We start from the raw sequence: 12,794 nt of genomic DNA, 5'->3' as shown, positions 1-12,794 counted from the left end.
GACCGGAGCATGAGCCGTTCACCCGCCCCCGCCCCGGCGAGTTCCGTCGACCCGGTGATGGCGTTCCCCTTCGTCGGCGGGCGCCCCTGCCTGAACTTCGTCGCCACCCTGGGCAAGCGCCGCACCGAGCGCATCGAACGGCTGCCGGACCCGGACGCCCTGGCGCGCTGGATCATCGAGGCGGGGCTGCGGGCGGACCCGCAGGACGCGGACGCGGGCGCGGGCGACCTGCCGGAAGAACTTGAGGACGTACGCCCTGGCGGCCCGCTCATCGGGTCCGGCGACGCCGGTCAGACCGCGGCGGGTCACATGCACGCCACCGGCGAAGACCTGACGGCAGCCCGTGCCCTGCGTGAGGCGCTCCATCGGGTGCTCTTCTCGGCCATGGGCGGTCATGTACCTGATCCCGCCGACGTCGCGCAGGTCAACAAGACCGCCGCCCGCGCCGACCTGGCGCCACAACTGACCCTCGGCGGCGCCGGCGGCCTGACCGCCCTGAACTGGCGGGCCGCGCAGCCCGTCCAGGCCGCCTTGGCGACCGTGGCCCGGGACGCCGTACTGCTGGTCGGCGGTCCGCTCCTTGCTCGTGTCAAGGAGTGCGAGAACCCGGAGTGCACACTGCTGTTCCTGGACGACTCGCAGGCACGCCGCCGCCGCTGGTGCTCGATGGAGCGCTGCGGGAACCTCGTGAAGATCGCCGGCTACCGCTCCCGCATGCGTGGCGGAGGCTCACGGCCCGTGGCCTGACGACAGGGCCTCGCGTACGGAGGCCACCGCCGTGGCGCCCGCGACCTCCACCGGCTCGGTGCTGCGCAGGGCGCGGGCCAGGACGAACGCGCCTTCCAGGCCGGCGAGCAGGGAGATCACGAGTCGCCGTGCCTCGGCGTGGGGGATGCCGTCACGAGTGAGGCGTTCCGTACCCGCGTCGATCCAGCTGCCGAACACCTCGGCCGTGGCCTGGCGCAGCGGCTCGTTGGTGCTGGCCACCTCCAGCGCGACGGTCGCGATCGGGCAGGCGTCGGCGTAGTCGGTCTCGATCAGGGTCTCGGCGGCCCCCGCGAAGAAGTCGTGGACGCCGGTGAGCGTGTCGGGCGCGGCGTCCATGACGGCCGTGAACAGCTGGAGATACATCGCGCCCGACGAGCGGATGACCTCACCGCCCAACTGCTCCTTGCCTCCGGGGAAGAAGTGGTAGATCGAGCCGAACGGCGCCTTGGCCTCGGCCACGATCTGCTTCAGCCCGGTGCCCGTGTAGCCGTTGCGCCGGAACAGCTCGGCGCTCGCGTCGATGATGCGGTCTCTGGTGCCTGCCACCTGTCGCTCCCCTCGGGTCCTGGTTATAGATTACGGTCACGCTAGAGCGATCTATCAAATCACTACCACGAGGAGCACCGCATGCCTCAGATCGAGCTGTCCGCCGGGCCGGTGGAGTACGACGACACGGGGGGCGACGGGCCGGTCGTCGTCCTCCTGCACGGCCTCACCATGGACGGCTCGGTGTGGCGGCACGTCGTCCCCGGCCTGCGGGAGAACTACCGATGTGTGCTGCCGACCCTGCCGCTGGGCGGCCACCGGCGGCCGATGCGCGCCGATGCCGACCTGTCGCTGCGTGGGGTGGCGTTGCTGGTGGAGGAGTTCCTGCAACGTCTCGACCTGCGTGATGTCACCTTGGTGCTGAACGACTGGGGCGGCGCCCAGATGCTGATCTCCGAGCGCCGCGCCGAGCGGATAGGCAGGCTCGTGCTCTGCGCCTGCGAGGCGTTCGACAACTACCCGCCGGGCATCCCCGGGCGCGCCATCGCGCTCGCCGCGAAAGTGCCGGGCGGGCTCTACCTGACCATGCAGCTGCTACGCACCCGGGCCATGCGCCGGGGGCCGGGCGGGTGGGGGTGGATGTCGAAGCGGCCGGTGCCCAAGAAGGTCATGGACGCATGGTTCCGGCCGGCGCAGACGGTGCGGGAGGTCAGGCGTGACCTGGCGAAGTACTGCGGGTCGATCCCCTCCAGGCAGAAGCTTCTGGAACTGGCCGAGGAGATGCGCTGGTTCGACCGGCCCGTCCTGGTGGCCTGGGCCCGCGAGGACCGGCTGATGCCTCGGGAGCACGGCCGGCGCCTGGCCGAACTGCTCCCCGGCGCCAGGCTCGTGGAGATCGACGACAGCTACACCCTGATCCCGGAGGACCAGCCGGAAACCCTCACCCGGACCATCCTCGATTTCCTGCACGAGACGGAGGAGGGGCGGTAGGAGAGGCGGTGGAGGTTGCGGTGGGGTGGGCGAGGGTGGTGAGGACGTCGCGGAAGCGGTTGACGAGCGGGTTGGTGTCGGCCGCGCGCCAGACGAGGTAGAGGGTGGTGGAGGTGTCCGCCAAGGGGCGGGCGGCCACGCCGACCCGGCGCAGGGCGCGGTGGGAGTCGGCGAGCACGGCGGCGCCGAACCCGGCCGCGACCAGGGCCAGCAGTGTCTGCACGCTCCGCCCTTCCGCGCCGATCCGCGGCACGATGCCGGCCTGGTGGCAGAGGGCGATGATCTCGTCGTAGGAGCGGGAGGAGACGTCCCGAGGCCAGATGACCAGCGGAATCCGTCCCAGCGTCGAGAGCGGCGCCGGCTCGGGTGCGTGGGCGAGGGGGTGGCCGGCGGGCAGGAAGAGGGTGAGCGGCTCCCGCCACCACGCCTGCGCGGTCAGCCGGGCGTCCCGCATCGGCAGCCGCTGGACGGCGACGTCGAAGCGCCCGTCCAGCACCCCGGCCGACATCTCCGCGTCGTTGAAGCTCTCCTCCAGGCGCAGGTCGACGCGGGGCAGTTCCCGGCGTACCCGCCCCAGCGCCCCGCCGAGCGGCCCGTTGATCCCCGAGCCGGCGAACGTCACGGTCAGCCGTCCGGTCAGCCCCTGTGCCGCCAGCCGCACGTCTTCCAGGGCACCCTCGGCCTCCGCCAGCACGGTGGCCGCCCGCCACACGAGGGCCTCCCCCGCTGCCGTCGGCGCCAGCCCCCGGCCTTCGCGGGTGAACAGCTCGACGCCCAGCTGTCGTTCGAGCTCACGTAGCTGGCGGCTCAGTGTCGGCTGGGTCAGGTGCAGGCGGCGGGCGGCCCCGCTGACGCTTCCCTCCTCGGCGACCGCGACCACGTAACCGAGCACTCTGAGATCCATCCATACCTCCAAGGCATAGGAAGCATAGCGATTCATGCTCTGAGGGCAGCTTGGGGCGGTGGCTAGGCGAGGCTTGAGGCAGCGCAATCGGGCGAACCACCGAAATAAGGAGAAAAGCCATGAACCGTGAGGAACGCTACGAGTACGGCATGAAGGTCCTGGAGCAGGTCGACGGAGAGGCGGGGCAGAGGATCGTGAACTCCCTCGCCGACACCTCACCGGAGCTGGGCCACCAGGTGGTCGCGTGGGCGTTCGGTGACATGTACGCCCGTCCCGAGCTGCCGCCCCGCGACCGGCAACTGGTCACCCTCGGCGTGCTGACCGCGCTCGGCGGCTGTGAGATCGAGCTGGACGTGCACATCAACGCCGCGCTGAACGTCGGCCTCGCGCCCACGGAGATCGCCGAGGCGCTCCTGCACTCGGCCGTCTACTGCGGCATGCCCCGGGCCATCAACGCGACGCTCGTCGCCAAGAAGGTCTTCGCCGAACGGGGGCTGCTCCCGATCACGAACGTGGGGTGACGCCCGGCGCAGCCGTCCGTGCACCGATGACGGCCCGATGCCGCAGGTCGCACTCCACGAGCGGGGGCACTTCCCGGGGTCACGGCTCCGGGGAGTCGTCGCCGGCCCAGGTCCAGCGGGGGACGTGGCGCAGAGGGTGGAGGTCGGCGTCGGTTTCCGCGACGGAGTTCTGGAGAGCGACCCGTGAGCCGAACTCCACGTGCTCACGCACGGCCTCACGGAAGGGCGCGTCATCCGGCAGTCCGGCCTCGTCGAACGCCTCCATGTACAGCTCGACGAAGCGCCGCCGCTGCTCCTCGGTGATCAGGAGGTTCCGGTGTGCCTGGATGATGTAGTCGAAGCCCAGGTTCCGGCTGAACCGGTCAGGCCCGCCGAAGGATTCGGCCGTGAACCAGGTCAGGTGCTTCACGTGATGGGCTTTGGCCTCGGGGAAGAGGGCCTTGAGAGTGGGATCGGCGAGCAGTTTGGCGTAGAACAGCTCTTCCAGCCGGTGTAACCCCTCGTCGCCGCCGGCGTGCGCATACAGACTCGTCATTGCCGTCCATCCGGAGAGTCGTCGCATTCAAGGGAGCACTGTCAACGAACGGGATCTCGTGCCGGATCGTATCCCGCGCTCCAGCCCGGACGCGAGAGTTCATCCGTCATCGGATCCCGCGCCGGTTCGGCTCGGCGTGACCCGGTAGGGGCGCGGCTCACTCGGGGGCCGAGAGGCCCAGAGATCTGATGAGGTCGAGGATTTCGGCGCGGTAGATCGTCTCGGGGTCGTGGAGCTTGTCGCGCAGGTGGCCGTAGATCTCCAGGGAGACCAGGCCGTGCATGCGACCCCACACCCGCAGCGCCAGCGCCACCGCGGCCGGGGGGAGGCCGGGGAAGGCCTCCCGGACCATGGCCACCAGGTGGGGGTCGAAGTCCGACCATTCGTGGCCGTCGGCGGGCTGTGACGCCGAAGCCTGGTCCCAGGCGCCGGCGACCAGGCCGGTGAGACCGGTGCAGGTGCGGTATTCGGCCTCGGGCGCCGCGCCGCCCTCGGGTACCTGGTAGCCCGGCACCGGGTCACCGTAGATCAGCCGGAACCCCTCGGGGTTCGCCAAGGCCCATTTCCTGAACGCCTCGGCCCAGGCCAGCAGCCGTCCGGCCGGGTCTCCGGCGGGCCTGGTGTCGCGGGCCGCCTCGACCGTGTCGACCAGCGAAGTGTGCACGTCGTCGATCAACGTGGTGATCAGGTCGTCGCGCGTGGCGTAGTAGCCGTAGATGGCGCCGGCCGTCATGCCCATCTCGCGGGCGATGGCCCGCAGCGAGATCGCGTCGGGGCCGCCGACCGCCATGAGCTTGAGCGCGATCGTCTTGATCTCGGCCGACGTCTCCGCCCGGAGGCGCTCCCGGCGGGTGAGGTTCCGCTCTACCACCTTGACAGGGTACAGCGTTGCGCTAATGTTCGGCGTGTTGAAACTACACGGCGTTCAGTAAATGCCTGCCGTGTACCACGCTGCATCGCTCGCCGTCATCGGCGACCCCCAACGTCCAGCACACGCACAGGAAAGAGTCACGCCTGTGGTCACCCCCATGTCCCCTTCGCGGCGGCGCGCCGGGCCCCGGCTGGCGCTGCTGGCGTTCACACAACTGATCGTCGCCCTCGACTACAACATCGTCTACGTCGCCCTCCCCGACATCGGCGAGGGCCTCGGCTTCACCGCCCAGTCACTGCAATGGGTGGTCAGCGCCTACGCCGTCGGGTTCGGCGGGTTCCTGCTGCTCGGCGGGCGGGCCGTCGACCGGCTCGGACAGCGGCGCATGTTCATGCTCGGCCTCGCCCTGTTCGGCCTGGCGTGCCTGGCCGGAGGGCTCGCGCCGAACCCGGCCGCGCTGGTGGCCGCCCGCGCCGTACAGGGCCTCGGCGGCGCGCTGCTCACCCCCGCGACCCTGTCGCTCATCAACACCGGCTTCGCCGAAGGCCCCGACCGTGTGCGCGCGCTGTCGGTATGGTCGGCGGCGGGTAGCGGCGGCTTGGCGGCCGGCGCTCTGCTCGGCGGCGTGCTCACCCAGGCGGGCGGCTGGCGCTGGGTGCTGTTCGTGATGGTCCCGCTGGCGCTCGTCCCGCTCCTGGCCGCGCCGAGCCTGCTGGACGGCGACCGGGCACGCGGGCGCGACGACGGCGGCTTCGACCTCCTCGGCGCCGCCATCGCCACCATCGGGTCGAGCCTGCTGGTGTTCGGCCTGGTCAGCGGGCCCGAGGTCGGCTGGGGCACCGTACGCGGCGCCGGCGCGCTCGCCGCCGGCGTCCTGCTGCTGATCGCCTTCGTCGTGGTCGAGAGGCGCACGCGGGACCCGCTCGTCCCCCCGCGGTTGCTCGGCAAGCGGAGCCTGGCCACCGCGATGGCGGTGATCCTGGTCTTCCAGAGCGCGCTCGGCGGGGCGTACTACATCTTCACCACCTACCTGCAGAACGGGCTCGGGTACAACGCGCTGGAGGCGGGACTCGCCTTCGTCCCGGTGACCGTGCTGTCGGTGGTCGCCGGTCTGAAACTCGGACCCGCGCTGATCGGGGCATGGGGCGTACGCCCGGCGCTCTTCGCCGGGATGCTGGTCAACGGCATCGGCATCGCCGCGCTCGCCACCGGCATGTCCGCGAACGGCTCCCTGTGGGGGGTGCTTCCCGGGATCGTCGTCTGGGGCGTCGGCGGCGGTGCGACGTTCACCGCGATGTTCGTCGCGGCGGCCAGTGGAGTCGCCCCCGAGGAGCAGGGCGTCGCCTCGGCACTGGCCACCACCTCCCAGCAGCTCGGCGGAGCCGTGGGCCTGGCCGTCCTCGTCGCCGTCGCCAACGCCGGACTGGGCGCGGCGCCGCCGGTGACCGCCCTCGTGGACGGGCTGCGGACGTCCGGCTGGGTCGCCGGCGGGGCCGCCGTCCTCGGAGCCTTCCTTGCCTTCCTCCTCAAGCGGCAGCCCGCGGCCGTACAGGAGACCACCGCTGTTCGGGAAGAGGAGACAGCTCGATGAGCGAGATCGTGCAGAAGTACTTCGAGATCTGGAACGACTTGGACCGCGACCACCGCGACGCGGCCATCAGGGAGTTGTTCACGGAGGAGGCCGTCGTCCTCGACCCCGACTGGACGGCCGAGGGGCGCGACGCCGTGGTGGAGGCGATCGGCGCGGCGCGCGAGAAGCTGGGCGACTTCGTCCTCGGCCCCGGCCGGGTGATCGGCGAGCACAACGACTCGGTGCTGTACACCTGGTATCTGGGCGAGGAGTCCTCGCCGGTCGCCACCGGGTACGGCCTGCTCGCTCTTGAGGGCGGGCGGATCCGGCGGGCGTACAACTACTTCGGCTGAGGATCGCCGCCGGTCGGTGCCCCTGCTTCTGTCAGGGGCACCGACCGGCCACATCGGTTACGGGACGTCTCCAGCGCGGTCGACGATGCCGTAGGCCACCTGGGAGACCGAGGTGACATCCTCGCCCGGCGTGAGCTTGGCGAACGGGGACGACGGCTTCGCCCCACCGAGGTACACCGAGCGCACACCGAGCAAGGCGTAGCTCTCCGGGTCGACGATGAACTCACGCCGCCATTTCGTATGGTCTTCGGGGTCCGCGGTGTCGCCCTGATCTTCGTCTCTGTAGATTCCGATGCCTTCCCTGCCCACCGAATCACGTACTTTCTGATCCACGCCGACGCCGTCCAGCTGTGAGAGGACGGTGTAGAGGGCGGCACGCAGGCGAGCCTGCGGAGCTCCTTGCTGGAGGATGAGCGAGACCTGCGAGAACACCGCCTGTGCGCCACGTAGAGGCGTGACGTCTTCCGTATCCTTCTTCAGGCGCTCCAGCAAGGCGGACGGTTCCAAGGGGAGGGAGCGCAGATAGTCAGGGTCGTACCGACGCGCGGGATCTTTCCCCCCACGGATCCTCGTGATCGTCTCGCTGCCTTCGCCCCGCCATGCCCTTTCCTTGCCGTCACCCCGAATCCACATCTCCATCGTGTAGTGCGAGCCTGTCTGCCCTCCGCCGAGCGGCGCCACGTCCGGCTTGGGCAGCTTGGGCGAGGTGGTGACGTCCCTCTTCACATAGATCCACTGGTCGGCTCGCGGGTAGACGTCCTCCTGACCCGCCGCCGCAGCCGTCGCCCGCTTCGCGAGCACTTCGGCGTTCGCCACCGGGACCCAAGCGGGAACGCTGACAGTGCCCGTTCCGGGGGTGGCGTCGGGGCCGAGGTTCTGCACGACGGTGACGCCCGCGGAGATCGCGAGGGCGAGGGCGCCGGCGGCGGCCACTCGGAACACGGCTCGGGGGACCGTCCGGGTACGTGGTGCGGTGACCATCGAGGCCAACAAGCGCGAGCGTGCGCCGTGCAGATCACGTTCATCGGTCTGCCGGACCTGGGAGCGCAGGTCTCGGACGATGTCCAGGTCGTTCACGGTGTCTCCTCGATCAGGTCGGTGGGATTGGTGCCGCCGAGCGCCTTGGCGATCTTGCGGCGGGCACGGGAGAGGCGGGAGCGTACGGTGCCGATGGGCACGTCCAGCGCTGTCGCCGTCTCCTCGTAGCTGAGGTCACCCCAGGCGATCAGCAACAGAACGTCGCGCTCGCCCCGGCCGAGCTTGGCGAGGGCGGCGGCGAGCCGTTCGCGGGTGGCCGAGGCCGTGACGCGGGCGACCACCTGTTCGTCGAAGGCGACCGCGACCGGGTCCTCTCCGGTACGCGCGAGGGCGTGGTAGCCGCGTACCTCTTTTCTGCGGTGGGTGCCGATGATGTTGGTGGCGATCCCGTACAGCCAGGGCAGGGCGTCGGGGCGGTCGAAGGCGTACTTGTGGCGTTTCTCGAACGCCCTGGTGAAGGCCTCGGCGACCACGTCCTCCGCGTGGTCGGGGCCGAGGCGACGGACGACGTACCGGTGGAGGACGGCGGCGTGCCGGTCGAAGAGCTCGGCGAACCGTTCCGGCTCGCGCAGGGACGCCTCGATGACCGCCGAGTCCGACCCGGGCGCGTGCTCACGTATTCGCGGCGGTGCCGACCCGGTCATGTGGAGGCCCAAACCCGCCAAGGCCGGCTCCTCGTGGGGAATCGATGTCACGACCGTACTTATCCGGACACCTGAAGCGGGTTCCCAGCCGGGATGACGGTGCCGGGCCGGCCCCTATGGTGAGGTGTTCTTCTTCTGATCGGCCGAGTCGGCGGGAAGGGCGAAGAGCCTGACGTGCATCGGGCGGGCGCCGGGGGGTGCGTCCTCGGCGCGGTGGGCGTGCCGTCTCAACAGTGCGACGTACGCCTCGAAGAAGGCGTCGAACTCCTCCTCGGTCATCCACCCGAACCCACGGGAGCCCTTGACCCAGCGGGGTTCGCGCAGGTAGGCCTCCGGGAAGCGCTCGAACAGCTCCCGGTCCTCCTCCATGCCGGTGCGGTGGATCTCCGCCAGGGCCTGCCGATCTCCCTCGGAGATCTGGTCAGGGGTGGGCAGCCGCAGGTCACCACGGCCCGCCGCCCGGCGCCACCAGCGTTCGCGGCCGGTGGACCGCTCGGGGATCTCCTCGATGAAGCCGTACTTCTCCAACTGCCGCAGGTGGTAGCTGGTCGTGCCGGTCTTGGCGCCGAGCAGTTCGCCCAGCGTGGTGGACGTCGCGGGACCGTACCTGTTGAGGTGGCGGAGCATGAGTCGGCGCATCGGATGCGCCAGCGCCTTCAGCCGGCCCGGGTCGTCGAGCAGGAACGGCTCCTCGTCCTTCATGACGACCACTCTACTTCTCCAGAAGGATATCTGCAGATATCTGTTTGCCGAGATTTCTCTGCAGACTAGTCTCGGCAACATGAGACGCATCCTCGCGGCGCTCCTCGCCGCCGCCTGCCTGCTCGGCACGCCCGCGGCGGCGCTCGCCGCCCCGCCTCCCGCCGTACCCGCCGACCTCACCACCGCGGAGGTCGACTTCCACGGCGCCGGCGGCCTCCCCATGCACGGCACGGTCCTGGCACCCACTTCGGCCAAGCCCGGCCACCCGGGGATCGTCCTGGTCCACGGCGCCGGCACGGGCACGCCACGGACCAAGCTGATGGAAGAGGCCGTCCAGTTCGCCCGCCAGGGCCTGTCCGTGCTGATCTACGACAAGCGGTCGGTGGGCTATTCGCTGTTCCAGCGGTCGTACTCCCAGCTCGCGGACGACGCGCTCGGGGCCGTCGGCGCACTCCGCCGGCAACCGGGCGTCGACTCGCGCAAGGTCGGCATCTGGGGGCTCAGCGAAGGCGGCTGGGTCGCGCCGATCGCCGCCTCCCGCTCCAAGGACATCGCGTTCGTCGTGCTGGTCGGCGCCAACGCGCTGCAGCCGTTGCGCCAGCAGACCTGGGCCGTGGCGGCGGGACTGCTCAAGGCGGGAGTGTCCGGCCCGCTGGTCGACCGGGCGGAGTTCAACCTGTACCGGACACTCGCCGACGGCGGCCTGTTCCCCGAGCCCTGGTACGAACCCGGCCCCACCCTGGCCGCGGTACGACAGCCGGTACTCGCCATCTGGGGGACCGCCGACCTGCTGACGCCCCCCAGGCAGACCCCGCCGCTGCTCGCCCGCGGGCTGGAACAGGGCGGCAACCGGCACTACACCATCCGCTTCTTCGCCGACGCCGACCACGCCGCCCACCGGACCCCGGACGGCGGGGTCACCCGGCTCCCTCAGCTGGCCCCGGGCTACGCCGGCCTGGTCGGGTCATGGGTGGCGGACGTCACCGCCGGCCGGTACCCCACCGCGCAGGTCTCCGGCCCCACCCCCACCCAGATCTCCCCGGCCGTCCCGGTGCCCCCGCCGGCCTGGTGGGAGTCGGCCGCGGCGCAGGTGGCCGCCCTGGCGCTGATGCTCCTGGCCTTCACGGCGTACCCGGTGGTCGCGTCGGTGCGGCGCCTTCGCGGCGTACGACGGCCGCCGGTCACGCGGGCGGCGCGCCTGCTCAGCGCCGGCGGGCTGGTGTCGGTGCTCGGCTCGTTCTGCTACCTGTTCTACCTGGTGCTGACAGGGGGCAAGCTGGCCGCTCCCGGACCCGTGGTGGCGGGACGTCCACTGGTCTGGCTGGCGCTCCAGGCGATCGCGCTGGCCTCGGTGGCGGCGACCGTGATCACCGCCAAGGCCTGGCTGCGGACCCGGGACGCTCGCGGAGAACGTGTACGGCTGGGCCTGCTCACCCTCGGCGGCCTGGTGTTCCTTCCCTGGGCCGTCTACTGGGGGCTCCTGCTCCCGTGACGGATCGGTGCCGCGGTTCTCAGGAGCCCGCCGGCACGCGGGCGTGGGCGAGCACCGACAGGACGTGGGGACGGAGGGCGTCCGTCCGTTCCCACAGGGCCGCGTCGACCGACTCCCGCTGGCCGACCTGCTCGACGACCCGCAGGCCGTGCTCCTCGAGCAGCGCGGACATCTCGTCCGGGGTGTAGAAGCCCAGCCACGGCTCACCGCCTTCGGCGGCCACGGGCATGACGGCGTCGACGTACCCCTGCCCCGCCTCGTCGCGCAGCCCCTCGGGGAGCATGTAGTCCAGGACGATCTCGGTGCCGGGGGCGAGACCGCTGATCACGTCGAGGGTCCGCCCGAGCGCCTCACGGGTGAGGTACATGACGACACCGAGCCAGCCGACGAACGCGGGCCTGGCGAGGTCGAACCCGTGACGGGCGAGGGCGTCCGCCGGCGACTCGCTTTCGAAGTCGACGGGGACGAAGGTGACGATGTCCGGGGGCACGATGCCCGCCTCCGCCAGGAGGCCGCGTTTCCACTGCTGGGTCGCCGGGTGGTCGACCTCGAAGACCCGGATTCCGCTCATGGGATCGGCACGGTAGGCGTAGGAGTCGAGGCCGGCGCCGAGGACGACGTACTGGGTGACACCACGGCCGACGGCCTCGGCCAGGCGGTCTTCGGTGTACCGGCTCCTGGTGACCGTCGCGGCCCGCGCACCGGCCAGGACGGGGTGGTTTCCGTGGACACGGTGGTAACCGAGCAGTTCTTCGGCCTTGGCGCCCAGAAGGCGGCAAGCCAGCGTGTCGGGGAAAATTCGAGGTTCCCGGTCGACGATCAGATGCGCGGCGCGCGCCGCCGCGGCGGTCATCGCCGTACGGCTGGGTTCTCCATTGTGATTCACGTCGGAGACAATACATACGATTTTTAGCAGTATATCAGGAAAGAAAATCTTTTATAAGAGATAACAGATTACATTTCAGCGACAACACCCCGAGGCATGAAAAGGGATCGGTTGCCCCCCCGTACGACGGCGCCGATTTCGCCGTACACCTTCCCACCCCTCGGCGCCGACAAGGAAAAGCCCCCAAGCGGGGAAGAGGCGCGGGGGGCGACGGCCTGCAAGCGAGAGAGAGGCGAGGGCTGGGGGGAGCTAGGCGTCGTACGGGCTCTGGCCTGCCTTGATCGCCGAGAGCAGCGTGGCGTGGTACCGCTGCGTGGCGGCCTGCAGGCCGCTGCCGAAGCTGATCCGGGCGACGCCCAGCGCGGCCAGTTCGGCCAGTGAGGGGGCACCCGGGCGGGACATCACGTTGACCGGGCCGCCGATCTCCTTGACCAGCGTCTTGATCCCGTCGGGGCTCTCGGCGGTGATCGGGTAGACGCAGTCCGCCCCCGCCCGCAGGTAGGCCCGTCCCCGCTCGACCGTCTCGGCGAGCCTCTCCTCGGACGTCCCCGCGTAAGGCCGCACGTACGTGTCGACACGCGCGTTGATCACCAGGTCGGCGCCCGCGGCCGCGCGCACCGCGGCCAGGAACTCCGCCTGCTCGCCGGCGTCGACCAGCTCCTTCGTCCGCGGGTCGGAGTCCTCCAGGTTGAGCCCGACCGCTCCGGCCGCCGCGAGCCGTTCGGCCAACTCGGCCGGCGAGAGGCCGTATCCCCGCTCCATGTCGGCGGTCACCGGTACGTCGACCGCCCGCACGATGCGCGCCACCGCGTCGAGCACCAGCGCGACCGGCGCCGCCTCCCCGTCGTCGTAGCCGAGCACGCGGGCGATCGCACCGCTTCCGGTGGCGACGACGGGGAAACCGGCCTCGGTGACGGCGCGGGCGGAGGAGGCGTCCCACGCGTTGGGCAACACGAGAGGGTCGCCGGGGACGTGGAGCGCGCGCAGCGTGGCCGCCTTCGCCGCGTCGTGGTTCAGCACAGTCATGGCGCTCA

Annotated in this window: 15 protein-coding genes; 6 read left to right on the top strand and 9 right to left on the bottom strand. The window is 70.8% G+C overall.

All coding sequences use genetic code 11. From position 1 onward, the window contains the following. Positions 1-9: 9 nt before the first annotated feature. Positions 10-747: a CGNR zinc finger domain-containing protein gene (locus KIK05_RS37120; protein ID WP_214415541.1), complete on the top strand. Its 738-nt coding sequence runs from the start codon at positions 10-12 to the stop codon at positions 745-747. Here KIK05_RS37120 and KIK05_RS37115 read toward each other — a convergent pair. Beyond that, positions 730-1,314, bottom strand: a complete 585-nt coding sequence (locus KIK05_RS37115; RefSeq protein ID WP_214415540.1) for a TetR/AcrR family transcriptional regulator — start codon at positions 1,312-1,314, stop codon at positions 730-732. The two genes, KIK05_RS37120 and KIK05_RS37115, sit on opposite strands and share 18 nt — an antisense overlap. Before the next feature lie 81 nt (positions 1,315-1,395). Between KIK05_RS37115 and KIK05_RS37110 the strand changes: the two genes are divergently transcribed. After that, positions 1,396-2,244, top strand: coding sequence for an alpha/beta fold hydrolase (locus KIK05_RS37110; RefSeq protein WP_214415539.1), 849 nt, complete (start codon positions 1,396-1,398; stop codon positions 2,242-2,244). Here KIK05_RS37110 and KIK05_RS37105 read toward each other — a convergent pair. Then, positions 2,195-3,148 carry a LysR family transcriptional regulator gene (locus tag KIK05_RS37105; protein ID WP_214415538.1) on the bottom strand — a complete coding sequence of 318 codons (954 nt, stop codon included), beginning with the start codon at positions 3,146-3,148 and terminating at the stop codon, positions 2,195-2,197. The two genes, KIK05_RS37110 and KIK05_RS37105, sit on opposite strands and share 50 nt — an antisense overlap. A 119-nt stretch (positions 3,149-3,267) precedes the next feature. Between KIK05_RS37105 and KIK05_RS37100 the strand changes: the two genes are divergently transcribed. Continuing rightward, positions 3,268-3,669 carry a carboxymuconolactone decarboxylase family protein gene (locus KIK05_RS37100; RefSeq protein ID WP_214415537.1) on the top strand — a complete coding sequence of 134 codons (402 nt, stop codon included), beginning with the start codon at positions 3,268-3,270 and terminating at the stop codon, positions 3,667-3,669. 79 nt (positions 3,670-3,748) lie between these two features. On the opposite strand, the gene KIK05_RS37095 is transcribed toward KIK05_RS37100, so the two are convergent. Then, positions 3,749-4,204 carry a group II truncated hemoglobin gene (locus KIK05_RS37095; RefSeq protein ID WP_214415536.1) on the bottom strand — a complete coding sequence of 152 codons (456 nt, stop codon included), beginning with the start codon at positions 4,202-4,204 and terminating at the stop codon, positions 3,749-3,751. A 157-nt stretch (positions 4,205-4,361) separates the two neighbouring features. Then, positions 4,362-5,075, bottom strand: a complete 714-nt coding sequence (locus tag KIK05_RS48445) for a TetR/AcrR family transcriptional regulator (RefSeq protein WP_308250271.1) — start codon at positions 5,073-5,075, stop codon at positions 4,362-4,364. Between the two features lie 157 nt (positions 5,076-5,232). Between KIK05_RS48445 and KIK05_RS37085 the strand changes: the two genes are divergently transcribed. Then, positions 5,233-6,666 (top strand): MFS transporter, encoded by a 1,434-nt coding sequence (locus KIK05_RS37085; RefSeq protein WP_214415535.1) that lies wholly within the window; start codon positions 5,233-5,235, stop codon positions 6,664-6,666. Continuing rightward, on the top strand, positions 6,663-6,998 hold the full coding sequence (locus tag KIK05_RS37080; protein WP_214415534.1) for a nuclear transport factor 2 family protein: 336 nt from the start codon (positions 6,663-6,665) through the stop codon (positions 6,996-6,998). Before KIK05_RS37085 ends, KIK05_RS37080 begins: the two co-directional genes overlap by 4 nt. A 57-nt stretch (positions 6,999-7,055) precedes the next feature. On the opposite strand, the gene KIK05_RS37075 is transcribed toward KIK05_RS37080, so the two are convergent. The 3 genes from KIK05_RS37075 to KIK05_RS37065 all read right to left on the bottom strand — a co-directional run bounded on the left by KIK05_RS37075 (position 7,056) and on the right by KIK05_RS37065 (position 9,382). After that, entirely contained in the window at positions 7,056-8,075 is a 1,020-nt protein-coding gene (locus KIK05_RS37075; protein WP_214415533.1) for a CU044_5270 family protein, read from the bottom strand. Continuing rightward, complete coding sequence (locus tag KIK05_RS37070; RefSeq protein ID WP_308250270.1) at positions 8,072-8,701, bottom strand: RNA polymerase sigma factor; 630 nt, start codon at positions 8,699-8,701, stop codon at positions 8,072-8,074. The genes KIK05_RS37075 and KIK05_RS37070 overlap by 4 nt, the downstream gene beginning before the upstream one ends. Positions 8,702-8,794: 93 nt before the next feature. Beyond that, positions 8,795-9,382 (bottom strand): ArsR/SmtB family transcription factor, encoded by a 588-nt coding sequence (locus KIK05_RS37065; protein ID WP_214415532.1) that lies wholly within the window; start codon positions 9,380-9,382, stop codon positions 8,795-8,797. Between the two features lie 79 nt (positions 9,383-9,461). On the opposite strand from KIK05_RS37065, the gene KIK05_RS37060 reads away from it, so the two are divergent. Beyond that, positions 9,462-10,874 (top strand): alpha/beta hydrolase family protein, encoded by a 1,413-nt coding sequence (locus tag KIK05_RS37060; protein ID WP_214415531.1) that lies wholly within the window; start codon positions 9,462-9,464, stop codon positions 10,872-10,874. Between the two features lie 19 nt (positions 10,875-10,893). On the opposite strand, the gene KIK05_RS37055 is transcribed toward KIK05_RS37060, so the two are convergent. Both KIK05_RS37055 and KIK05_RS37050 read right to left on the bottom strand, forming a co-directional pair. After that, the gene (locus KIK05_RS37055) at positions 10,894-11,760 is read right to left on the bottom strand and encodes a class I SAM-dependent methyltransferase (protein WP_308250269.1); all 867 of its coding nucleotides are present in this window, start codon (positions 11,758-11,760) and stop codon (positions 10,894-10,896) included. A 249-nt stretch (positions 11,761-12,009) separates the two neighbouring features. Then, entirely contained in the window at positions 12,010-12,786 is a 777-nt protein-coding gene (locus KIK05_RS37050; RefSeq protein WP_214415530.1) for an isocitrate lyase/PEP mutase family protein, read from the bottom strand. Positions 12,787-12,794 lie beyond the last annotated feature (8 nt).

The sequence above is a fragment of the Sphaerisporangium fuscum genome (genome assembly GCF_018531465.1).
Lineage (GTDB): Bacteria > Actinomycetota > Actinomycetes > Streptosporangiales > Streptosporangiaceae > Sphaerisporangium > Sphaerisporangium fuscum.
This window is presented reverse-complemented; position numbering and strand designations above follow the sequence as displayed.

Excerpts from the sequence above, each read along its gene's own strand:
- KIK05_RS37080 (WP_214415534.1), top strand. The coding sequence starts at position 6,663 with ATGAGCGAGATCGTGCAGAAGTACTTCGAGATCTGGAACGACTTGGAC.
- KIK05_RS37100 (WP_214415537.1), top strand. The coding sequence starts at position 3,268 with ATGAACCGTGAGGAACGCTACGAGTACGGCATGAAGGTCCTGGAGCAG.
- KIK05_RS37065 (WP_214415532.1), bottom strand. The coding sequence starts at position 9,382 with ATGAAGGACGAGGAGCCGTTCCTGCTCGACGACCCGGGCCGGCTGAAG.
- KIK05_RS37120 (WP_214415541.1), top strand. The coding sequence starts at position 10 with ATGAGCCGTTCACCCGCCCCCGCCCCGGCGAGTTCCGTCGACCCGGTG.
- KIK05_RS37095 (WP_214415536.1), bottom strand. The coding sequence starts at position 4,204 with ATGACGAGTCTGTATGCGCACGCCGGCGGCGACGAGGGGTTACACCGG.
- KIK05_RS37050 (WP_214415530.1), bottom strand. The coding sequence starts at position 12,786 with ATGACTGTGCTGAACCACGACGCGGCGAAGGCGGCCACGCTGCGCGCG.
- KIK05_RS37105 (WP_214415538.1), bottom strand. The coding sequence starts at position 3,148 with ATGGATCTCAGAGTGCTCGGTTACGTGGTCGCGGTCGCCGAGGAGGGA.
- KIK05_RS37060 (WP_214415531.1), top strand. The coding sequence starts at position 9,462 with ATGAGACGCATCCTCGCGGCGCTCCTCGCCGCCGCCTGCCTGCTCGGC.
- KIK05_RS37085 (WP_214415535.1), top strand. The coding sequence starts at position 5,233 with ATGTCCCCTTCGCGGCGGCGCGCCGGGCCCCGGCTGGCGCTGCTGGCG.
- KIK05_RS37110 (WP_214415539.1), top strand. The coding sequence starts at position 1,396 with ATGCCTCAGATCGAGCTGTCCGCCGGGCCGGTGGAGTACGACGACACG.